The 21681-nt window shown below is 66.2% G+C and carries 16 protein-coding genes; 7 read left to right on the top strand and 9 right to left on the bottom strand.

Annotated features, from left to right (window positions below; genetic code table 11):
* Nucleotides 1-158 precede the first annotated feature (158 nt).
* The 3 genes from rpoD (at nucleotide 159) to ACT531_RS09885 (ending at nucleotide 5534) form a co-directional block, all read left to right on the top strand.
* Entirely contained in the window at nucleotides 159-2537 is a 2379-nt protein-coding gene (rpoD, locus tag ACT531_RS09895) for an RNA polymerase sigma factor RpoD (protein ID WP_476017303.1), read from the top strand.
* A gap of 344 nt (nucleotides 2538-2881) precedes the next feature.
* Nucleotides 2882-3910, top strand: a complete 1029-nt coding sequence (locus ACT531_RS09890; RefSeq protein ID WP_209817041.1) for a Bug family tripartite tricarboxylate transporter substrate binding protein — start codon at nucleotides 2882-2884, stop codon at nucleotides 3908-3910.
* A gap of 49 nt (nucleotides 3911-3959) precedes the next feature.
* Nucleotides 3960-5534, top strand: a complete 1575-nt coding sequence (locus ACT531_RS09885; RefSeq protein WP_476017302.1) for a methyl-accepting chemotaxis protein — start codon at nucleotides 3960-3962, stop codon at nucleotides 5532-5534.
* 204 nt (nucleotides 5535-5738) lie between these two features.
* Here the strand turns inward: ACT531_RS09885 and ACT531_RS09880 are convergent, their stop codons facing one another.
* The 3 genes from ACT531_RS09880 to ACT531_RS09870 form a co-directional block, all read right to left on the bottom strand.
* A complete protein-coding gene (locus tag ACT531_RS09880; RefSeq protein ID WP_476017301.1) occupies nucleotides 5739-6776 on the bottom strand; it encodes a Bug family tripartite tricarboxylate transporter substrate binding protein in 1038 nt (345 codons plus the stop codon).
* Between the two features lie 78 nt (nucleotides 6777-6854).
* A complete protein-coding gene (locus tag ACT531_RS09875; protein ID WP_476017300.1) occupies nucleotides 6855-8069 on the bottom strand; it encodes a CaiB/BaiF CoA transferase family protein in 1215 nt (404 codons plus the stop codon).
* Between the two features lie 23 nt (nucleotides 8070-8092).
* A complete protein-coding gene (locus ACT531_RS09870) occupies nucleotides 8093-9070 on the bottom strand; it encodes a hydroxymethylglutaryl-CoA lyase (RefSeq protein WP_476017299.1) in 978 nt (325 codons plus the stop codon).
* Between the two features lie 119 nt (nucleotides 9071-9189).
* Between ACT531_RS09870 and ACT531_RS09865 the strand changes: the two genes are divergently transcribed.
* From ACT531_RS09865 to ACT531_RS09855, 3 genes are all read left to right on the top strand, one after another.
* Complete coding sequence (locus ACT531_RS09865; protein ID WP_476017298.1) at nucleotides 9190-10092, top strand: LysR family transcriptional regulator; 903 nt, start codon at nucleotides 9190-9192, stop codon at nucleotides 10090-10092.
* Nucleotides 10093-10297: 205 nt separating this feature from the next.
* Nucleotides 10298-10606, top strand: coding sequence for a winged helix-turn-helix transcriptional regulator (locus ACT531_RS09860; protein WP_015013381.1), 309 nt, complete (start codon nucleotides 10298-10300; stop codon nucleotides 10604-10606).
* Nucleotides 10607-10760: 154 nt separating this feature from the next.
* Nucleotides 10761-11120, top strand: coding sequence for an FKBP-type peptidyl-prolyl cis-trans isomerase (locus ACT531_RS09855; protein WP_476017297.1), 360 nt, complete (start codon nucleotides 10761-10763; stop codon nucleotides 11118-11120).
* A gap of 143 nt (nucleotides 11121-11263) precedes the next feature.
* On the opposite strand, the gene ACT531_RS09850 is transcribed toward ACT531_RS09855, so the two are convergent.
* The 4 genes from ACT531_RS09850 to ppsA all read right to left on the bottom strand — a co-directional run bounded on the left by ACT531_RS09850 (nucleotide 11264) and on the right by ppsA (nucleotide 16803).
* Nucleotides 11264-11779, bottom strand: a complete 516-nt coding sequence (locus tag ACT531_RS09850; RefSeq protein WP_476017296.1) for a hypothetical protein — start codon at nucleotides 11777-11779, stop codon at nucleotides 11264-11266.
* Between the two features lie 123 nt (nucleotides 11780-11902).
* Nucleotides 11903-13999 (bottom strand): VC_2705 family sodium/solute symporter, encoded by a 2097-nt coding sequence (locus ACT531_RS09845; RefSeq protein WP_476017295.1) that lies wholly within the window; start codon nucleotides 13997-13999, stop codon nucleotides 11903-11905.
* A complete protein-coding gene (locus tag ACT531_RS09840) occupies nucleotides 13992-14336 on the bottom strand; it encodes a DUF4212 domain-containing protein (protein ID WP_476017334.1) in 345 nt (114 codons plus the stop codon). Before ACT531_RS09840 ends, ACT531_RS09845 begins: the two co-directional genes overlap by 8 nt.
* A gap of 76 nt (nucleotides 14337-14412) precedes the next feature.
* Nucleotides 14413-16803, bottom strand: a complete 2391-nt coding sequence (gene ppsA / locus ACT531_RS09835; RefSeq protein ID WP_476017294.1) for a phosphoenolpyruvate synthase — start codon at nucleotides 16801-16803, stop codon at nucleotides 14413-14415.
* A gap of 264 nt (nucleotides 16804-17067) precedes the next feature.
* On the opposite strand from ppsA, the gene ppsR reads away from it, so the two are divergent.
* Nucleotides 17068-17889: a posphoenolpyruvate synthetase regulatory kinase/phosphorylase PpsR gene (gene ppsR / locus ACT531_RS09830; protein ID WP_015013375.1), complete on the top strand. Its 822-nt coding sequence runs from the start codon at nucleotides 17068-17070 to the stop codon at nucleotides 17887-17889.
* Nucleotides 17890-18124: 235 nt separating this feature from the next.
* Here the strand turns inward: ppsR and ACT531_RS09825 are convergent, their stop codons facing one another.
* Together ACT531_RS09825 and ACT531_RS09820 are read right to left on the bottom strand one after the other, a co-directional pair.
* Nucleotides 18125-18523, bottom strand: a complete 399-nt coding sequence (locus ACT531_RS09825; RefSeq protein ID WP_295940137.1) for a hypothetical protein — start codon at nucleotides 18521-18523, stop codon at nucleotides 18125-18127.
* Between the two features lie 38 nt (nucleotides 18524-18561).
* Entirely contained in the window at nucleotides 18562-21681 is a 3120-nt protein-coding gene (locus ACT531_RS09820; protein ID WP_476017293.1) for an efflux RND transporter permease subunit, read from the bottom strand.

Genomic DNA, 21681 nt, shown 5'->3' with positions numbered 1-21681 from the left:
TTATCGCAAGGACTGCACACCAAATGATCGCCCAGACATCTTGCCGCTGAGGGCTCCCCCTCAAGCGCAAAGCCCCTGTTGCTTTGCGTTGCCACCCGCGCCGGGATCTGAGGCGCTTGCGTTTTCTTTGTGTCCGTTTTTGATTCTGAGGTTGCTCCATGCCCGCTCAAAAGTCCGCGAAGTCGCCCAAGTCTGCCTCAGGCACTGCCGCAAAGGCTGTCTCCAAAACCGCGGCCAAAGCGCCGGCCAAGGCGGCCCCCAAAAAGGCCGCTGCCGCTGCGCCCGCCCCGGTCGCCAAGAAAGTGAAAACTGTGCCCGTGAAAAGTACCGCCGAGCTGATCAAAGCTGCCGATGAGTTGCTGAAGAAAAAACCTGCCCGCGCCAAGGCCGTCGCCGCAGCTGCCGACGACGAAGAAGCGCCCAAGAAAAAGCCTGGCCGCCCTGCCAAGGCCGCTGGTGCCGCCGAAGCCAAAGCCCCCGCCAAGCGCGGCCGCAAGCCCAAGGCAGCCGCCGGTGGCGATGAGAGCGTGGACGATACCGACCTGTCGGACATCGAAGCCGACCTCGAAGGCGAGATCGAAGAGACCCCTGAGGCCGCCGCCACGGTCGAGAAGGTCAAGCCCCTGCGCATGAAGATCAGCAAGGCGAAGGAACGCGCCTTGATGAAGGAATTCGGCCTGGACGAAACCGTCCTGTCCGAAGAAGACATGCAAAAGCGCCGCCAGCGCCTGAAGGCCCTGATCAAGCTGGGCAAGACCCGCGGCTACCTCACGCACGTGGAAATCAACGACCACTTGCCCGACAAGCTGGTCGATGCCGAAACCCTCGAAGCCGTCATCACCACCCTGAACGACCTGGGCGTGGCGGTGTACGAGCAGACGCCTGACGCCGAAGCGCTGATCATCACGGACAACGCTCCCGCAGGTGCCACCGAAGAAGAAGCTGAAGAAGCTGCCGAAGCCGCGCTGTCCACCGTGGACTCGGAATTCGGCCGCACCACCGACCCGGTCCGCATGTACATGCGCGAAATGGGCACGGTGGAGCTGCTGACCCGCGAAGGCGAAATCGAAATCGCCAAGCGCATCGAAGGCGGCCTGATGGCCATGATGGAGGCGATCAGTGCATCGCCCGCCACCATCGCCGAGATCCTCAACATGGGCGAGGAAATCCGCGAAGGCAAAGTCGTCATCTCGACCATCGTGGACGGCTTCTCCAACCCCAATGAGGCCGACGACTATGTGGCCGAAGAAGACTTCGACGAATTCGACGAAGCCGACGACGACGACGGCAAGGGCGGCAGCAAGGCGCTGACCAAGAAGCTCGAAGAACTCAAGAAGCAGGCGCTGGAGCGCTTTGACAAGCTGCGCGAGCTGTTTGAAAAAGTGCACAAGGTGTACGACAAGGAAGGCTATGGCACGCCTGCCTACATCAAGGCCCAGCAGGCCCTGTCGGCCGAGTTGATGACCATCCGCTTCACCGCCAAGACCATCGAGAAGCTGTGCGACATGGTGCGCAGCCAGGTGGACGATGTGCGCAAGAAAGAGCGCGAGCTGCGCCGCATCATCGTGGACAAGTGCGGCATGCCGCAGGAGACCTTCATCAAGGACTTCCCGCCCAACCTGCTGAACCTGCAGTGGGTCGAGAAGCAGGCCGCCGCTGGCAAGCCCTGGTCGGCCGTGATGGCGCGCAACATCCCGCCCATCCAGGATCTGCAGCAAAAGCTGATCGACCTGCAGTCGCGCGTCGTGGTGCCGCTGGCCGAGCTCAAAGGCATCAACAAGCGCATGAACGAAGGTGAAGCCACCTCGCGCGATGCCAAGAAGGAAATGATCGAGGCCAACCTGCGCCTCGTGATCTCGATTGCCAAGAAGTACACCAACCGTGGCCTGCAGTTCCTCGACCTGATCCAGGAAGGCAACATCGGCCTGATGAAGGCGGTGGACAAGTTCGAATACCGCCGGGGCTACAAGTTCTCGACGTATGCCACCTGGTGGATTCGCCAGGCCATCACCCGCTCGATCGCCGACCAGGCGCGCACCATCCGTATCCCGGTGCACATGATCGAGACGATCAACAAGATGAACCGCATCAGCCGCCAGCACTTGCAAGAGTTTGGCTTCGAGCCCGATGCGTCCATCCTGGCGGCCAAGATGGAAATCCCCGAGGACAAGATCCGCAAGATCATGAAGATCGCCAAGGAGCCAATCTCCATGGAAACGCCCATCGGGGACGACGACGACAGCCACCTGGGCGACTTCATCGAGGACGGTGCCAACACCGCCCCCATCGAAGCCGCCATGCAGGCCGGCCTGCGCGACGTGGTCAAGGACATCCTCGATGGCCTGACCCCGCGCGAAGCCAAGGTGCTGCGCATGCGCTTCGGTATCGAGATGACCAGCGACCACACGCTGGAAGAAGTGGGCAAGCAGTTCGACGTGACCCGCGAGCGCATCCGCCAAATAGAAGCCAAGGCGCTGCGCAAGCTCAAGCACCCCAGCCGCTCCGACAAGCTGCGCAGCTTCATCGACTCGCTGTAAGCGCCGTAAGCGTCTCAACCCAGCCTTTGCTGGCTCCAACGCCCTGCCCCGCACCTGCGGCGCAGGGCGTTTTTCATGGTGCACAGATCCGCTCGACCGCTCTGGATGGCGCCCCCAACCCCGCGTTTACCCTGATGCCAGCGACAGCAGACTGACAGCTTGGCTGGCGACCATTGCGCGCAGCCCAGGTGGTGGTGCGCAGGTCCTTCCCTGCGCATACCCCACCGGCTGACGGCGTTGCCTCGGCGTGGCAACGCGCAAACACACTCAGGGCGCTCCTGCAGCGGCCTGAATATCTGATTCCCGACGCCTTTCCTGCCTCCCCACTTGTCAAAGGACTTTCCATGTCTGCAGCCATCGACCGCCGCCGGGCCATCGCCCAATCTGTCGCTACCGCCCTGGCCTGGAGCACGCTCGGCCCTTCCGCCTGGGCACAGAGCGCTGCGACGGCTGCACGCCCTGCCCCGGCAGCCGCCAAGGCAGCCAAGCTGGCAGGCACCGTGCGCATCGTGATCCCGGCCAATGCCGGTGGCGGCTGGGACCAGACAGGCCGCGCCCTGGGCGCCGCCATGGTCGCTGCGGGCGCTGCGGACCAGGTGGAGTACGAAAACATCGGCGGCAAGGGCGGGACCATTGGCCTGGCCAAGTACGCCGAAAAGTACAGCAACGACCCCAACACGCTGCTGATGGGCGGCATGGTGATGGTGGGCGCCGTGGCGCTGCAAAAGCCTGCGGTGGACATGACCCACATCCAGCCCCTGGCGCGACTCACCAGCGACTACCTGGTGGCCGCTGTGGCAGCCAATTCGCCCATCAAGACCACCAAGGACCTGGCCGACGCAATGCGCGCTGACCTCAAGGCCGTACCGATTGCCGGCGGCTCTGCGGGTGGCGTGGACCACATCTACGCGGGCGTGCTGGCGCGTGCGGCCAAGGCCAACCCCGAAGGACTGGTCTACAAGCCCTTCCCCGGTGGTGCCGAGGTGGTCGAGGCCGTGCTGTCAGGCAACGCAGCGCTGGGCCTGTCGGGCTACAGCGAGTTCAACGATGCGATTGCCAGCGGCAAGCTGCGCGCGGTGGGCGTGTCGTCGCGCCGCAGCGTCTTTGGTCTGCCATCGTTCCGCGAACAAGGGCTGGACGCCGTGATGGCGAACTGGCGGGGCGTGTTCACCGGCAAGGGCGTGCCCGCCGCGCGCGCTGCGGAGATGCTGGCCGCTGTCGAGGCCGCCACCCACCACGAATCCTGGCTGCGCACGCTCAAACAGAACCGGTGGGAACCCTCTTGGCTCACCGGCAAGGATTTGGCAGAGTTCATGGAACTGGACCTCACCACCGCCCGCGTGATGGTCTATTTGCTCAAGCTGAAGGCCTGATCTCACCACCAGGCCCTCCGGGTCCACTGCAGAACCTTTGGAGCCTCTGATGAAAATGTCCAACTACTCCATCGGCGCACGCATGGCAACGGCCCTGGGCCTGGTGCTGGCCCTGCTGCTGGGGGCCGCGCTGTTCGGCATCGCCGCTCTGTACCGAACGCTGGGCACCTACGACACCACGGTGCAACAGCGCGTCGCGCAGGAGCGTGCCGTGAGCCGCATGGAAAGCGAGTTCAAGACCCAGGTGCTGGAGTGGAAGAACACCCTGCTGCGGGGCGAGGACTCGCGCAAGCGCGAGCTGCACTGGAACGCGTTCCAGGCCAGTGAAAAGCGGGTGGCCGATGCCGCCAAGGCGCTGGAGCCCCAGCTGACCGACGCGCAGGAAAAAGCGGCGCTGCAAAAGTTCACCCAGGCCCACGCGCAGATGGCGCAGGGCTACCGCAAAGGCTTTGAAGTGTTCCAGTCGCTCGGCTTTGTGCCGTCGGCCGGCGATGCGGACGTGGCCGACATCGACCAGGGCCCCGCCAAGCTGCTCACCGAGCTGAGCCAGCAGGTGGCCGCGAGCAGTGCGGCCATCGCCCAGGAAGCAGCGCAAGACGCCCGGCGCGCACTGTTCAGCAGTCTGGTCGCCCTTGCACTGGTCACGGCGCTGGGGGCCTGCGCGGGCTGGCTGCTGACGCGGTCGGTGGTGCGCCCGTTGGGTGTGGCGGTGTCGGTGGCGCACAAGGTGGCGGCGGGCGACCTGACCACACGCATCGAGGTCGAGGGCAAGGATGAGCCCGCGCGCCTGCTGGAGGCCCTGCGGGCCATGCAAGACAACCTCGAAAACGTGGTCTCCGGCGTGCGCAGCAACGCTGAAGGCGTGGCCAGCGCCAGCGCTGAAATCGCCCAGGGTAACGCCGACCTGAGCCATCGCACCGAAGAGCAGGCCTCGTCGCTGGACGAGACCACCTCGTCCATGCAGCAGCTGCAGTCCACCGTGCAGCAGAACGCCTCCAACGCCCAGCGCGCGAACGAGCTGGCGCGCAACGGCGCCACCGTGGCGCAGCGGGGGGGCGATGTGGTCACACAGATGGTGGAGGTGGTGCAGGGCATCCAGGACAGCTCGCGCCGCATTGCCGACATCATTGGCGTCATCGACGGCATCGCGTTCCAGACCAACATCCTCGCGCTCAATGCCGCCGTCGAGGCCGCGCGCGCGGGCGAACAAGGCCGGGGCTTTGCCGTGGTGGCCAGCGAGGTGCGCAACCTCGCCACCCGCAGCGCCAGCGCCGCGCGCGAGATCAAGCAGCTCATCCAGACCAGCGTGGAGCGCGTGCAGGCCGGCTCGGACCTGGCGCGCAATGCAGGCACCACCATGGCCGAGGTGGTGTCGTCCATCCAGGGCGTGAGCGCGCTGATGGAAGAGATCAGCCAGGCCAGCGCCGCGCAGACCAGCGACATGCTGCGCGTGACGCAGGCCATCGTACGCATGGACGAGGCCACGCAGCAGAACGCTGCCCTGGTCGAAGAAAGCGCCGCCGCCGCAGGCAGCCTGAGCGGGCAAGCGCAGCAACTGGTACAGGCCGTGGAGGTGTTCCGCCTGCGCCACACCCACACTGCACTGCCCGCGCCGCGCGCCTGACATCGGGCGCGCAGAGCAGTTGCCCCTCACGCTGACCTGCGATGGCACCGCAGGCCTGCGGAGGCAGTGCCCTAGCGTTCACGCGAATGCTATTAATACGATAGCTGCTCAGGCATATTGCACTTGCGCATGCGCCGAAAAACCCTCAAAACCGGCCTGACGCCCTGCAAAAACACGCCGCAGGCGGCCTCTCTCTGCGCTGCGTCAGTCGATCTTCACGTTGGCGTTCTTCACCACCTGTGCCATGCGCGCCGCTTCGCTGCGGAAGAAGGCGGCTGCTGGCTCAGGCGGGGTGAGCTTGATCTCGTAACCCTGCGCAATCAGCGCGTCGCGCGCCTCGGGCATCTCCATGGCGGCCTTGAAGCCGTTGTACAGCCGCGCCAGTTCCGCCTTGGGCAGGCCCGCAGGCGCCACCGGGGCAATCCACCCGTCCAGCTCATAGCCCGGCAGCCCTTGCTCGGCGATGGTGGGCACGCCCGGCAATGCCGCCACGCGGGTGGCCGTGGTCACGCCCAGGGCGCGCAATGAGCCCGCCTTGATGTGCGCAGCCGCCGGTGCCACCGCCACCACGCCCAGCTGCACTTGCCCGCCCAAAATGTCGTTCATCAGCGGGCCCATGCCCCGGTAGGGGATGTGCTTGATGTCGAGCTTGGCCTGGTCCACGAACATGGCCGCACCAAGATGCAGGATGGTGCCGTTGCCCGACGAGCCGTAGTTGAGCACACCCGGTTTGGACTTGGCCAGCGCGATCAGCTCCTGCACCGTCTTGGCGGGTACCGCAGGGTGCGCGACCAGCACAAACGGCGTGGCCCCCAGGATGGTGATGGGCGTGATGTCGGCCAGCGAGTCGAACGGGATGTTCTTGTACACGCTGGGGTTGACCACGTGGTTGTTGGACACCACGCCGATCACCGAGCCGTCCTTGGGCGCCCTCACGATTTGCGTGGTGCCGGTGATGCCGCCCGCGCCCGGCAGGTTCTCGATGACGATGGGCTGGCCCAGCGCCTTGGCCAGGCTGGTGCTGATGGCGCGGATGGCGCCGTCAGCCCCCGAGCCCGCCGACAGCGGCAGGATCACACGCAACGGTTTGCCGTCGCCCTGGGCGCGGGCCACGCGCGGCAGGCCCCAGGCCGCAGCCGCCAGCGCGGCGGCGCCGGTGGCCAGGGCCTGGCGGCGCGTAGGCAGGCCGTGGGGGTCAGGCGCTATGCGGGGCGAGTCAAAAGCGGGGGTGGGCTGGGGCACGGTTGTCTCCGGTAGTGGGGTTGGAATCCGGGGCCTGCGGTCTGCGCCGCGTGAGGTGCCCCGGTCGTCAAGGAAAAATCAGGCAATGGCTCCGCTGGCCTGCAGCGCGGCCACTTCATCGGCGGTGTAGCCCAGGCCCCGCAGCAGCTCGGCCGTGTGCTGGCCCAGGCGCGGCGGGTCGCAGCGCACATCCAGACGCTGGCCGTCCATGCGCAACGGCATCAGCGTGATCTGCGCGGTCTGCCCGGCGCGCTCGCCATCGGGCAGCGTGATGTCGGCCAGGCCGCCCGTGGCTTGCAGGTGTGGGTCGTCAAACAGCTCTTCGGGCCGGCGGATGGGGGCAAACGGCAGGCCGTGGCGCTCGAAGATGGCCGCCAGTTCGTCGGCCGTGTGCTGCGCCAGACGCTCGCGCAGCAGGGGCATCAGCGTGGGGCGGGCGCGCACGCGGTCGTTGTTGGTGGCCAGGCTGGTGTCGGCCTTCAGGTCGGCATAGCCCATGGCGTCGCAGAAGGTCTGCCACTGCGCATCGCTCACGGCGGCCAAAAAGATCTGCCCGCCGTCCTTCACGCTGAACACGTCGTACACGGCCCAGGACGAGATGCGGTCGGGCATGGGCGCGGCCGGTTTGCCGGTGACGGCGTACTGCATCATGTGCTGGCCGACCAGGAACACGTTGTTCTCGAACAGGGCCGAGTCCACCTCCTGCCCGCGCCCGGTGATGCCGCGCTGCATCAGCGCCGCCATGGCACCGATGGCACCGAACATGCCGCCCATGATGTCGTTCACGCTGCTGCCCGCGCGCAGCGGGTCGCCAGGGCGGCCGGTCATGTAGGCCAGGCCGCCCATCATCTGCACCACCTCGTCCAGCGCCGTGCGGTGCTCGTACGGGCCGGGCAAGAAGCCGGTGTGGTTGACGTAGATGAGGCGCGGGTTGACCTGGCTCAGCGCGGCATAGTCCAGGCCGTATTTGGTCATCACGCCGGGCTTGAAGTTCTGCGCCACCACGTCGGCCGATGCGGCCAGCTTGCGCGCCACCGCCAGGCCCTCGGGGCTGCGCAGGTCGAGCGCAATGCTCTTCTTGTTGCGGTTGAACATGGGGAAGAAGCCCGCGCCCGCGCCCAGCAGGTGGCGGGTGCGGTCGCCGTCCACCGGCTCGACCTTGATGACCTCGGCCCCCAGGTCGGCCAGCACCATGCCGCAGGTGGGGCCCATGACCATGTGGGTGAACTCCACCACGCGCAGGCCTTCCAGCGGCAGGCGGGGGGACGAGAGAGGGGCGGATGTGTCGTGCATGTTCAGAGCGTTCAGAAAGGGGTTCAGGCCGTTGCTGCTTCACGCAGCACGGCGGGTGCGGCATTCTGCGGCAGCCCGGCCTGCCAGAGGGTGCCATGCAGGGTCTCGCCCGCCAGCCATCCGGCCACGCGCTGGCGCAGCGCGAGCAGCGCAGTCACATCGATGCCGGTGGCGATGCCCATGCGCTCCAGCATGAACACGAGGTCTTCGGTGGTGACATTGCCGCTGGCGCCCGGCGCGTGCGGGCAGCCGCCGATGCCCGCCAGGCAGGCATCAAAGCGCGTGATGCCTGCCTGCCAGGCGGCATACACATTGGCCAGGCCCATGCCGCGCGTGTCATGGAAGTGCGCGCAGGCCAGGCGGTCGCCCACCAGCGCACGCGCTTTGCCAAACAGGCGGGCGACCGCAGCCGGATCGGCATAGCCCACGGTGTCGGCCAGGCTCACGCGGTCGGCGCCCGCATCCAGCAGCGCCTGCATCAGGCGCAGCACTTCGCTCTCAGCCACCTCGCCCTGCAGGGTGCAGCCAAAGGCCGTGCCCACGCCACCTTCGATCAGGGTGCGGCTGCCGCTCGCGTCGCGCAGCGCGCGGATGCGGGCCACCTCGGCCACCACCTCGTCGGGGGTCTTGCGCAGGTTGGCCATGCTGTGGGCGTGGCTGGCGGACAGGGGCACGATCATCAAGTCGGCACCCTGCTCCAGCGCGCGCTCGGCGCCCTTTAAATTGGGCACCAGCACCGAGGCCACCAGGCCGGGCAGCGTTTTGGCATGGGCCAGCACCTCGGCCGTGTCGGCCAGCTGGGGCAGCAGGCGGGCGGGCACGAAGGAGCCCACCTCGATCTCGCGCTGGCCGGCGGCGTAGGCGGCGTTGAGCCAGTCGATCTTGTGCGCGGTGGACACCACCGTGGCAATGCTTTGCAGGCCGTCACGCAGGCCCACTTCGCGGACGATGGCGCGGGCCACCGGGGGCTGCAGGTCGGACGGGATCGGGGAGGTGTGCACGGGATGTCTCTTTGGGGTGGGTCTGGGCAAGATTCTAAAAATTCCCGAATGAATCAGAAAATACATCTCGGAAGCCATAACATTCCCAAACGGAACATCACAATACTTGGAGGTTTGCCATGCGCGACCTGGATCTGCAGACCCTGCGCCTCTTTGCCGCCGTGTGCGAGCAGCGCAGCATTGCGCGCGTGGCGGAGCAGGAGTCCATCGTGGGCTCGGCCATCAGCAAGCGGCTGGCGCAGCTGGAAGACACCGTGGGCACGCCGCTGCTGCTGCGCAAGCGCCGGGGCGTGGTGCCCACCCCGGCGGGCGAGACGCTGCTGGAGCACGCCCGCACCATGCTGGCCAGCGTGGGGCAGATCGAGCGCGACATGGCGGCCTACGCCACCGGCACGCGCGGCCATGTGCGCATGCTGGTCACGGCCTCGGTCATGGCTGAGTCGCTGGCCGACGACGTGGCGGCCTTCTTGCAAGACCCGGCGCACCGCAATATCCAGATCAGCCTGGAAGAACGCGTGAGCCCGGACGTGGTGCAAGGCGTGCGCGACGGCAGCGCGTCCATCGGCATCTGCTGGGACGCGGCCGACCTGTCGGGTCTGGAAACCAGCGCCTACCGCAGCGACCACCTGGCCGTAGTGGCGCACGAGTCGCACCCCGTGGCCCAGCTGCAGAGCGTGCGGTTTGCCGACGTGCTGGAGCATGAATTCGTCAGCATGCCTGCACTGAGCGCGGTGCAGGTGCTGCTGGCGCGCGCCGCTGCCGTGGAAGGGAAAATGCTGGCCCACCGCGTGCTGGTGTCCAACTTTGACGCCGCGCTGCGGGTGGTGCGCGCCAACCTCGCCATCAGCGTGGTGCCGCGCGAGGTGGCCCTGCCGTTTGCCCAGCTGGCGCCGGTGCGCATCGTCCCGCTGAGCGACCCCTGGGCCCAGCGGCGCTTTGCCATCTGCTACCGCAGCGCCCAGTGGCTGCCCCCTGCGGCCCAGTTGCTGGTGGGGCATCTGGCGGGGCTGGGGCGTGCCTGACCAGGGCCAAAAACCGTGGCCCTGTCGCAACAGTTTGATACGCAACATTGTATTTTTCGCCACTAGCGCATGTGTGCTGTGCGTTCTGAGCTACTAAACTTGTAGCAAAATGGGTTCCGCGCTATAGTCTCAGCGCATCAGCGGGCCCGGTTGACGGCCGCCCGCACTGAATCCAGATCCAACACTTGCGCGAGGAGAAGCGTCCATGAGCTCCAAAGAAAATGCTTCCATCAACCAGCTTTTCGAGAAACTTGAATGCCGCTATGCGCTGCGCGTGCTGTGGGCCCTGAAGGACGGCCACCCCCAGACGTTCCGCCTGCTGCAGGACAGCGTGGGTGGCATCACCCCCAACACGCTGAACACCCGCATCAAAGAGCTGCGCGAAGCCGGTTTTGTGGACCATGGCAGCGACGGCTACACCGTCACCCCCTCGGGCGCTGACCTGCTCAAGCGCCTGTCGGACGTGCAGGCCTTTGCCACCCGCTGGGTCGCAGGCCGCGCCAAGAAGGCCTGAGCCCTCTTCCCTCCCCCGTTTGCCCTGCCCCGCAGGGAAAAGCCCCGCCGGACCTCCGCGCGGGGCTTTCGTTAAAATGGGGGTCAAAATAGCTTCAAGCGCAATCAATACATGCGCCTGAAGCTATACTTTTAATAGTAACCAAGGAATTCCCATGGCACTGACCACCACCGCATCCGGCCTGCAATACGAAGACACCACCGTGGGCGAAGGCGCCGAAGCCACCAAGGGCCAGAACGTGTCGGTGCACTACACCGGCTGGCTGTACAACAACGGCGAGCAAGGCACCAAGTTCGACTCCAGCCGCGACCGCAACGACCCCTTTGAATTTGCACTGGGCGCCGGCATGGTCATCAAGGGCTGGGACGAAGGCGTGCAAGGCATGAAGATCGGCGGCCAGCGCACGCTGATCATCCCCGCCGCCCTGGGCTACGGCGCACGCGGCGCGGGCGGCGTGATCCCCCCGAACGCCACGCTCAAGTTCGACGTGGAACTGCTGAAGGTGGGCCGCTGATCTCAGCCCCCTTCCGGTCTGCATCGCCAAAACCAAAGCGGCCCTCGGGCCGCTTTTTTCATGCTCGCCTGTCTGGCGAACGGTCTGCAGAGTTTGAGTCCCCACGCTCCTATCCAGCCAGAGCGCGCCAGAACCCCAGAGCCTCAATCAAACAGTGCCTTGTCCAGCCGCTCGAACTTGGCATCACCCACCGCCTCGCGGATCTTGGGGGCCAGGGCGGCGAGGTCTTCAAAGCTGCCAGCACCTTCTACCGCCAGATTCAAGCGAAAACCGCGCAGGCCAAGACCCGCCGTCAGCTCGGTGGCGATGGGATAGGCCGCCTTGTAGCGCTCCATGGGAGAGCGTCCCGAGCCCTCAACCGGCGACTCCACGGTGCCCAGATCGGTGGCAGGAGCCTCTGCCAACGCAGGGGCGGCTTGGCCAGCCACCGGGTTGGCTGCAGCCGCAGGCATCTGCCCACCCACCGGTGCCAGCAGCCCCTGGGCGATCATGGCCTGCACGTCGTCCTGCGTGATGCCCATGGCCGCCGTGGCCGCCAAAATCTCCCCCGTGGTGCGCTTGCCGTCAAACAAAATGAAGGCCGAGCGCTGGCGTGAACTCAGGCTGCCGTGGCGGTCCTTGAGTGCTTCCTGGCCTGCGGGGGTTTTGACGAGAACCATGAGTCTCCTAGTTATGAGCAAGGGTGGGGAAGGCCGCAAGACTATCACCCGCAAACCAGAATCCCATGTTTTGGCACCTCTGCAAATCGGGGTTTACACATAACCCCCGCGCAGTGCCCACCCTCACATCTCCGAGCGGATGCGGGGCAGCGGCGGCGCAGGCCGGGTGATCCGGCTGACCACCAGGGTCACAAGCAGGCCACACGGCACCCCAAACACCCCCGCCGAGATGGGCTGGATGCCAAACCACAACCCGTCGGCCAGCAGCCAACGCGGCAGCACCTGCATGGCCGGCACATGCGACAGCATGTAGTACACCGTGATGGCCAGTCCGCCCAGCATGCCGGCCACCGCGCCTTGCCGCGTGGTGCCCCGCCAGAAGATGCCCAGGACCATCACCGGCACAAAGGCCGACGCCGCCAGCGAGAACGAGGCCGACACCATGGGCAAAATTTCGGACGGCTTGAGCGCTGCTACAAACGCAGCCGACAAGGCCACGGCCAGCAGCGTGAACTTGGTCAAGATCACGCGCTGCTCAGGCGACGCCTGGCGGCGCGTGTCCTGAAAATAGAGATCGCGCACCAGCGCGTTGCTGATGGTGAGCAGCAAACCGTCGGCCGTGGACAGCGCCGCTGCCAACCCCCCCGCCGCCACCAGGCCCGACACCACATAGGGCAGCCCGCCCAATTCGGGCGTAGCCAGCATGATGAGGTCGGCCCCCAGACGGATCTCGCCAAACTGGATCAGGCCATCGCCGTTCACGTCTTCGACCGACAGCAGCGAGCTGTCCACCCGCGCCCATTGGGCCATCCAGGTGGGCAGGGCCTCGAAACTGCTGCCCACCAGGTTCTGCATGACCTCGAACTTCACCAGCACCGCCAGCGCGGGCGCGCTGAGGTACAGCAGCGCAATGAAAAACAGCGACCAGCCCACCGACGCGCGCGCCGCCGACACCGTGGGCGACGTGTAGTACCGGGTCAGCAGGTGGGGCAACCCGGCGGTGCCCACCATCAGGCAGAACATCAGCGCGAGGAAGTTACGGCGCGTGAGCTCGTAGTCGCGTTGCTCCTCCGGCGTGCCATGGGGGTCACCCGCATAGGCCTGGCTGTGGGGCGGCAGCCCGCCCAGGGGGCGCGCGCGCTCGTAGTTCTCGCGCATCTCGCGGGTCCAGCGTTCGCGCGCAGAAGCCGCATCGCGCGGCAGCGCGGCCAGCTCGCGGCTGGCGGAGACGATAAGGCCCACATCCGCGTTCTGCGCACGCAGCGCCCGGATGCGCTCACGGCCCTTTTCACGCTCTCGCTCAAGGGCCGCATCCACATCCTGCAGGCGTGCCTCGAAGTCCTTGGCGCGCTGCAGGTAGGCCTGTACCACCTGGTGCTCGGCCGGGGAGTCGAGCAGCTGCGCCTCCAGGTCGGCAATCTTGCTGATCTGCGCGCCATACACCAGCGGCGCCAGCGGGTTGCCCAGTTGCTTGTACGCCAGCCAAGACACCGGGATCATGAACGCCAGCAGCAGCACCACGTACTGCGCCACCTGCGTCCAGGTGATGGCCCGCATGCCGCCCAGGAACGAGCACAGCAGCACCCCGCCCAGGCCCAGCATGATGCCGATTTCGAACTGCACGCCGGTGAGGCGCGACGCAATCAGCCCCACGCCGTAGATCTGCGCCACCACGTAAGTGAACGAGCACAAGACGGCAGCCAGCGCAGCGATGACGCGCGGCCAGCGCCCGCCAAAACGCACATGGAAAAAATCGGGAATCGTGTACAGCCCCATGGCACGCAGGTGCGGCGCAATCAGCATGGCGACCAGGCAGAAGCCCCCTGTCCACCCCAGCAGATAGGCCAAACCACCGGCCTGCCCTGGCGTGCCCGAGAAGCCCTGCAGGTACAGCGCGCCCGACAGGCTGATGAAGGACGCCGCACTCATCCAGTCGGCCGCCGTGGCCATGCCGTTGTACATGGGCGGAATGCGCCGCCCCGCCACGTAGTAGTCCTCAGGGTCGGTCGTGCGGCCGTACACGCCGATGCCGGCGTACACCATCACGGTGAGGAACAGAAAAATCGGGCCGATCCAGTGGCGCGACAGCCCCTGGTGCTCGGCCCAGGTCATCAGGGCCAGAAAACCCAGCACCCCCGCCACGTACAGCGCCAGGATGCGGTGCAACCGCCACAAATAGGCGCGGTCCGCCGCAGCGCTGCCCGGCTTGCGCTCAGCCATGGGTGCGGTCTTCTGCGGCAGGGGCGGAAAGCTCCAGCGCCTCGCGCTGCTGCTGGTCCTGCCGCTCAAAGTGGTTCATGGCCCAGCCGTAAGCGACCACGATCGCGATGAACACCAGCACCGCACCCTGCGCCGCAATCCAGTAGCCCAGGGGCCAGCCCCCCACCACCAGCACCTGCAGGTCGCGGGCGAAGTAGGTGGCGCCAAACGACACCAGGGCCCAGAGCAGGAGCAAACCTGCCTTGAGCCACAGATGGCGCACGTCGTGCAAATCGGGGGGAAACGGCCCCGCCATCTCGGCGTCGGCGGGGCGTTTGGCGGGCTGCTGCAACGGCATCACGGGCGCGGCATCACGGACGCGATGGCGGGTGGTGCAGTGGGCACATGGTGCACAGGGCAGCCCGGTCGGTGCGTCAGCCTGCCAGTTGCTGCCAGGTGGCAATCACGCTGTCGGGGTTGAGCGAGATCGACGAGATGCCTTCCTTGGCCAACCACTGCGCAAAGTCAGGGTGGTCGCTGGGGCCCTGGCCGCAGATGCCGATGTACTTGCCCTGGGCCAGGCAGGCCTTGATGGCCTGGTGGATCAGTGCCTCGACGGCAGGGTCGCGCTCGTCAAAGTCCTGGGCCAGCAGCTCCAGGCCCGAGTCGCGGTCCAGGCCCAGGGTCAGCTGGGTCAGGTCGTTGGAGCCGATGGAGAAGCCGTCGAAGAACTCCAGGAAGCGCTCGGCCAGGATGGCGTTGCTGGGCACTTCGCACATCATGATGACCTTGAGGTCGTCCTTGCCGCGCTGCAGGCCATGCGATGCGAGCAGCTTGGTCACGCGCTCGGCCTGGCCCAGCGTGCGCACAAAGGGCACCATCACCTGCACGTTGGTCAGGCCCATGTCGTTGCGCACGCGCTTGAGCGCTTCGCATTCCATCGCAAAGGCTTCGCCGAAGTCTTCGCTGATGTAGCGGGCGGCGCCGCGGAAGCCCAGCATCGGGTTTTCTTCCTCGGGCTCGTAACGGCTGCCGCCGATGAGCTTGCGGTACTCGTTGGACTTGAAGTCCGACAAACGCACGATGACGGGCTTGGGCCAGAAGGCGGCAGCGATGGTGGCCACGCCTTCAGCGACCTTGTCCACATAGAACGCGCGGGGCGATGCATGGCCACGGGCCACGGATTCCACGGCCTTCTTCAGATCGGCGTCGATCTGGGGGTAGTCCAGGATCGCCTTGGGGTGCACGCCGATGTTGTTGTTGATGATGAACTCGAGGCGGGCCAGACCCACGCCAGCGTTGGGCAGCTGGGCAAAGTCAAACGCCAGTTGGGGGTTGCCCACATTCATCATGATCTTGGTCTTGATGGAGGGCATCTCGCCGCGCTGCACTTCGGTCACCTCGGTTTCGAGCAGGCCGTCGTAAATCTTGCCCGTGTCGCCCTCGGAGCAGCTCACCGTGACCAGCGTGCCGTCTTTCAGGCGCTCGGTCGCGTCACCACAGCCCACCACCGCCGGAATGCCCAGCTCGCGCGCAATGATGGCGGCGTGGCAAGTGCGGCCGCCCCGGTTGGTGACGATGGCGCTGGCGCGCTTCATCACGGGCTCCCAGTTGGGGTCTGTCATGTCGGTCACCAGCACATCACCGGGCTGGACCTTGTCCATTTCGGAAATGTTGTGCACCAGGCGCACGGGGCCGGTGCCGATCTTCTGGCCAATGGCGCGGCCTTCGGCCAGCACGGTGCCGTGGCCCTTGAGCTTGTAGCGCAGCTCGGCCTGGCCCTTGGCCTGGCTCTTCACCGTCTCGGGACGGGCCTGCAGGATGTACAGCTGGCCGTCAGTGCCGTCCTTGCCCCATTCGATGTCCATGGGACGGCCGTAGTGCTGTTCAATCACCAGCGCGTAGCGGGCCAGTTGCTCCACGTCGGCGTCGGTCAGCGAGTAGCGGTTGCGCTGCTCGGTGGGCACATCAATGGTCTTGACCAGCTTGCCGCTGGCGGCCTTTTCCTCGGGCGTGGAGAACACCATCTGGATCAGCTTGCTGCCCAGGTTGCGGCGGATCAGCGCCTTCTTGCCCGCTTGGAGCATGGGCTTGTGCACGTAGAACTCGTCGGGGTTCACGGCGCCCTGCACCACCGTCTCGCCCAGGCCGTAGCTGCTGGTGATGAACACCACGTCTTCAAAGCCGGATTCGGTGTCGATGGTGAACATCACACCTGCTGCGCCGAGGTCGGAGCGCACCATGCGCTGCACGCCAGCGGACAGGGCGACCACGTCGTGCTCGAAACCCTTGTGCACGCGGTAGGAGATGGCGCGGTCGTTGTACAGCGACGCGAACACTTCCTTCATCTTGTGCATGACTTCGTCGATGCCCACCACGTTCAGGAAGGTTTCCTGCTGGCCGGCAAACGATGCGTCGGGCAAGTCTTCGGCCGTGGCGGACGAGCGCACGGCAAACGAGGCAGCGGGGTTGCCCGCGCTCAGCTTGGCAAATTCGTCAGCAATGGCCTTTTGCAGGTCGGCCGGGAAGGGCTGGGCCTCGACCATGGCGCGGATTTCGGCGCCGACCTGCGCGAGGGCGCGCACGTCTTCGGTGTCCAGGCTCTTGAGCTTGGAGCTGATGCGGTCGGCCAGGCCGTCGTAGGCCAGGAATTCACGGAACGCGTGGGCGGTGGTGGCGAACCCGGTGGGCACGCGCACGCCTTGCGGCAGTTGGGAGATCATCTCGCCGAGGCTGGCGTTTTTACCGCCAACGACCTCGACATCGGTCATTCTCAGGTTTTCAAACGGTACGACCAGGGCGGTCGGGCTGAAAAGTGCAGACATGGGAAAGCTCCAGAAGTTGAAACCGGGTCTGCGTGCCGGGCCCTGGATGGCTCCTGGCAGGCGGCCATGCACGGCCTGAGGCTTTGTCGTTGTGGTTGTGGGCCGACGCGGTGCATGGTGAGAATTGGATAATTGTGACAATTGTAGGCCCGAGCTTCTGGCAACGGGCTGACGCTTTCACGCGACTGACGCAAAACGGGTCATTGCCACCTTTTGGTGGTGTCCACCCCGCTGGCGCAAGCCGCATCCAAAAAAAGGGGCTCCATGCACTCGCGCACCGTATTTTTTGTCTCTGACGGCACCGGTATCACCGCCGAAACCTTCGGCAACGCCATCCTGGCCCAGTTTGAGATGAAGCCGCGCCATGTGCGCCTGCCCTTCATCGACACCGTGGACAAGGCCCACCAGGCGGTGCGGCAAATCAACCACACCGGCGAGGTCGAGGGCAAAAAGCCCATCGTCTTCACCACCCTGGTCAACATGGAGGTGCTTAAAGTGATCCAGGACGGCTGCAAGGGCATGCTGCTGGACATGTTTGGCACCTTTGTGCACCCGCTGGAGCAGGAGCTGGGCATCAAGTCGCACCACCGCGTGGGCCGCTTCAGCGATGTGAGCCGCAGCAAGGAATACACCGACCGCATCGAGGCCATCAACTTCAGCCTGGCCCACGACGACGGCCAGAGCAACCGCGACCTGGCCGGTGCCGACGTGATCCTGGTGGGCGTGAGCCGCAGCGGCAAGACCCCCACCAGCCTGTATCTGGCCATGCAGTGCGGCCTGAAAGCGGCGAACTACCCGCTGATCCCCGAAGACTTCGAGCGCCGCCAGCTGCCCCCAGCCCTGGTGCCGTTTCGCAGCAAGATCTTTGGCCTGACCATCAGCCCCGACCGCCTGGCCGAGATCCGCGCCGAGCGCCGGCCCAACTCCAAGTACGCCAGCATTGAAAACTGCCGCGCCGAGGTGGCCGAGGCCGAGGCCATGATGCGCCGCGCGGGCATCCGGTGGCTGTCCACCACCACCAAGTCCATCGAAGAGATTGCCACCACCATCCTGCAGGAAGTGCGGCCGGAGCGGCTGGTGTATTGACCCTGGCGCGCACTGCAGCCAGGTTCAGCACGGCGCCTGTGTTTCCCCTCGGCTCGGCGCTCACGGTTCCATTGATGCTGCTACAACTATCAAATTTATAGCTACAGGCGCATGATGCACTAGCGCTCGCGCCCGTTTTTGCGTAAAAATCCGCTGCAACGCAGAACAGCAGGCTCCGCAAGACGCAGCGGTGGCAGGCGGTGCAAGGGGCCACCGCCCCTCTTCACACGCCGCCCTACTTCACCGCAAACCGCACATTCGCTGCCTTTTTGCCCGGCAGCGTCACCAGCGCCACCACCTTGGTGCCAGCAGCCACCTTGAAGGCGCCCTTGGCTTCGAGCTTGCCCTCGCCCGCAGGCGCCAGCACCGCCTCGGATTTTTCGGTGCCGTTCAGCAGGGTGAGCTTGGCGCTCACACCCTCGGTCTTGGCGGGTTTGCCGTGGTCGCGCAGGTACAGGGTCAGGGTGTCGGGCTGGGCAACGAGTTCGTAGTCCATGTCGTTGGCTTCGGCGACGATGCCACCGTGTTGGGGCTTGTGGTCGTGGCCTGCACCGTGGTCGCCTGCGGCATGGGCGGCGGTGGTGGCCACAGCGGCAAGGGCCAGGGCGGTGAAGAGATGGCGGGTGGTTTTCATGGGAGTCCTTTCAAAGGGTGGATGAAAAAAAGCAAAGCTCAGAACGCCTCGGCGTTCTTGTCGTCCAGCAGACGTTCGGCATCCTTGCGGCCAAACAGCCAGAACATTGCTGGGGTGAGGAAGGTGTCGAGCAGCGTGGAGCTGATGAGGCCGCTGAAGATGACCACCGCCACCGGGTGCAGGATTTCGGTGCCGGGACGTTCGGCCTCCAGCAGCAACGGGGCAAGGGCAAACGCCGTGACCAGCGCCGTCATGAGCACGGGGCTCAGGCGCTCTAGCGAGCCGCGCACGATCATGGCGGTGTCAAAGCGCTCGCCCTCCACGCGCATCAGGTTGAGGTAGTGGCTCACCTTCAAAATGCCATTGCGCACCGAGATGCCCGCCAGGGTGATGAAGCCGATCAGCGCCGCTACCGACAGCGGCTGGCCCGACACCCACAGCCCCAGCACCGCTCCCACCAGGGCCAGCGGGATGTTGGCCATGATGAGGGCCGACAGCGTGGCCGAGCGGTAGCGGGTGTACAGCACCACAAACATCAGCACCAGCGAGACGATGGCCAGCAGGCCCACCAGGCGGCTGGCTTCTTCCTGCGCCTGGAACTGGCCGCCCAGGGTGATGAAGTAGCCCTCGGGCAGGCGGGTGTCGCCCACGGCCTGGCGGATGTCGGCCACCACGTCGGACAGCGCCCGGCCCTGCGCGTTGGCCGACAGCACGATGCGGCGCTTGCCATCGTCGCGGCTGATCTGGTTGGGGCCGTCGCCCTCTTCGATGGTGGCCAGGCGCGACAGCGGCACGGGGCCACGGGGCGTGTCGATGAGCACCCGCGCCAGGCCGTCGATGGAGCGTGCGCTGTCGGGCAGGCGCACCACCAGCGCAAAGCGGCGGCTGCCCTCCACCACCTGGGCCACTTTTTCGCCCTCCACCAGGGTCTGCAGCGCGGCCAGCACCTGGGGGGCGGGCACGCCCATTTGGGCAGCGGCGGCGTAGTCCACGCGCACGGTGATCTGCGGCGCCAGCACCTGCTTTTCTACCTCCAGGTCGGCCAGGCCGGGGATGGTGGCCAGCCGTGCGCGCAGGGCTTCGGCCTGGCCGCGCAGGGTGTCCAGGTCGTCGCCAAAGAGCTTGATGGCGATCTGCGAGCGCACGCCCGACAGCATGTGGTCAATGCGGTGCGAGATGGGCTGGCCGATGGCGATGGCGGCAGGCAGGTGGGCAAGGCGGCTGCGGATGTCGGCCTGCACTTCGGCCATGCTGCGCTGGAGTTGTGCTGCGGGCAGCAGGCCCACATCCAGCTCGCTCACGTGCACGCCTTCGGCATGCTCGTCCAGCTCGGCTCGGCCGCTGCGCCGGCCCACGTGGGTGACCTCGGGCACCTGGCGCACCAGCCCCTCGGCCTGGCGGGCCAGCGCGCTCGATTCGGCCAGCGTGACACCGGGGTTGAGCCGCATGCCGATGAGCAGCGTGCCTTCGTTGAACGGCGGCAAGAAGGTGGTGGGGAAGAACGGCACCGCCGCTGCCGACAGCGCCACCGCCACCGCGCTCACGGCCAGGGCGCTGCGCGGGCGCGCCAGCACGGCTGCAAGGCCGTTGCGGTAGCGCGCCTTGAGCCAGGCCACCACGCGGGTGTCGCCGTGGTCCAGGTTCTTCATGCGCGGCAGCAAATAGAAGGCCAGCACCGGCGTGACCGTGACCGACACCAGCAGCGACGCCAGCGTGGACACGATGAACGCAATGCCCAGCGGTACGAACAGCCGCCCCTCGATGCCCGGCAGCGCAAACAGCGGCAGGAACACCAGCACGATGATGGCCGTGGCATACAGGATGCCGGAGCGCACTTCCATCGACGCGAGCTTGACCACCTCAATGGGATGCAGGCGGTGGTGGGGGTGCTTGGCGCGGTCCATCTTCAGGCGGCGCAGCACGTTTTCCACATCGACCACCGCGTCGTCCACCAGGCCGCCGATGGCAATGGCCAGGCCGCCCAGCGTCATGGTGTTGATCGACAGGCCGAAATACTTGAACACCAGCGCCGTGATGAAGATGGACACCGGGATGGCCGTGAGCGCAATGACCGTGGGCCTGAGCGTGCCGAGGAACACGAACAAAATCACCGCCACAAACACCGAGGCGCCCATGAGCTTGCCCTGCAAGGTGGTGACCGAGGCCTCGATGAAGCTCGCCTGGCGGAAGGTGACGCGGGGCGCCTCCATGCCTGCGGGCAGCGAGTTCTTCAGGTCCACCAGCGCGACCTCGATGCTGCGCGTGAGGCCGATGGTGTCGGCCGTGGGCTGCTTCTGGATGCCCAGGATGACGGCGCCCAGTCCTTCAAAGCCTGCATCGCCCCGTTTGGTAGCAGCGGCAAAGGTGGCGTCGGCCACCTGGCGCAGCAGCACGCTTTGGCCGTTTTTGGCGGTGAGGGCCAGGTTCTGCAGGTCTTCGAGCCGCGAGGTGCGGCCCAGGTGGCGGATGAGGTATTCGCGCCCGCCCAGCTCTAGAAACCCGCCCGAGGTGTTGGCCGCAAAGCCCTTGAGCGCGCCCGTGAGCTGGTCGTGCGTGATGCCCAGCGCCGCCATGCGTGCCGTGTCGGGCAGCACCTGAAACTGGCGCACCTCGCCACCGATGGGGATCACCTGCGCCACGCCAGGGATGGCCATGAGGCGCGGACGCAGCACCCAGTCGGCGTACTCGCGCACGGCCATGGGCGTGGTCTTGTCCGCGTCGATGGGGATGGCCACCTGCATGATCTCGCCCATGATGGAGCTGATGGGCCCCATGCGCGGCGTGATGCCGCTGGGCAGGCCCTCTTCCATGGACGACAGGCGTTCAGACACCATCTGGCGCGCGCGGTAGATGTCGGTGCTCCAGTCGAAGGTGACGTAGATGAACGACAGCCCCGCGCTGGAGGTGGAGCGCACGCTTTCCACGCCGGGCAGGCCGTTCATCGTGGTCTCCAGCGGAAAGGTGATGAGCTGCTCCACCTCTTCAGCGGCCATGCCGCCCGCCTCGGTCATGAGGGTGACGGTGGGTTTGTTGAGGTCGGGAAACACGTCCACCGGCGTGCGCGAGAGCGTGAAGGCGCCGTAGGCCATGAGCACGGCGGCGGCGATGAGCACCAGCAGCCGGTTGGTCAGGCTGTTTTCGAGAAGCCACTTGAACAT

The organism is Acidovorax sp. DMC1 (assembly GCF_056314325.1).
This window is presented reverse-complemented; position numbering and strand designations above follow the sequence as displayed.

Coding starts and splice junctions, on each gene's coding strand:
- ACT531_RS09875 (WP_476017300.1), bottom strand. CDS start 8,069: ATGCACGACACATCCGCCCCTCTCTCGTCCCCCCGCCTGCCGCTGGAA.
- ppsR (WP_015013375.1), top strand. CDS start 17,068: ATGCACTCGCGCACCGTATTTTTTGTCTCTGACGGCACCGGTATCACC.
- ACT531_RS09850 (WP_476017296.1), bottom strand. CDS start 11,779: ATGGTTCTCGTCAAAACCCCCGCAGGCCAGGAAGCACTCAAGGACCGC.
- ppsA (WP_476017294.1), bottom strand. CDS start 16,803: ATGTCTGCACTTTTCAGCCCGACCGCCCTGGTCGTACCGTTTGAAAAC.
- ACT531_RS09865 (WP_476017298.1), top strand. CDS start 9,190: ATGCGCGACCTGGATCTGCAGACCCTGCGCCTCTTTGCCGCCGTGTGC.
- ACT531_RS09890 (WP_209817041.1), top strand. CDS start 2,882: ATGTCTGCAGCCATCGACCGCCGCCGGGCCATCGCCCAATCTGTCGCT.
- ACT531_RS09885 (WP_476017302.1), top strand. CDS start 3,960: ATGAAAATGTCCAACTACTCCATCGGCGCACGCATGGCAACGGCCCTG.
- ACT531_RS09855 (WP_476017297.1), top strand. CDS start 10,761: ATGGCACTGACCACCACCGCATCCGGCCTGCAATACGAAGACACCACC.
- ACT531_RS09820 (WP_476017293.1), bottom strand. CDS start 21,681: ATGTTCAAGTGGCTTCTCGAAAACAGCCTGACCAACCGGCTGCTGGTG.
- ACT531_RS09845 (WP_476017295.1), bottom strand. CDS start 13,999: ATGGCTGAGCGCAAGCCGGGCAGCGCTGCGGCGGACCGCGCCTATTTG.
- ACT531_RS09860 (WP_015013381.1), top strand. CDS start 10,298: ATGAGCTCCAAAGAAAATGCTTCCATCAACCAGCTTTTCGAGAAACTT.
- ACT531_RS09840 (WP_476017334.1), bottom strand. CDS start 14,336: ATGCCGTTGCAGCAGCCCGCCAAACGCCCCGCCGACGCCGAGATGGCG.
- ACT531_RS09825 (WP_295940137.1), bottom strand. CDS start 18,523: ATGAAAACCACCCGCCATCTCTTCACCGCCCTGGCCCTTGCCGCTGTG.
- rpoD (WP_476017303.1), top strand. CDS start 159: ATGCCCGCTCAAAAGTCCGCGAAGTCGCCCAAGTCTGCCTCAGGCACT.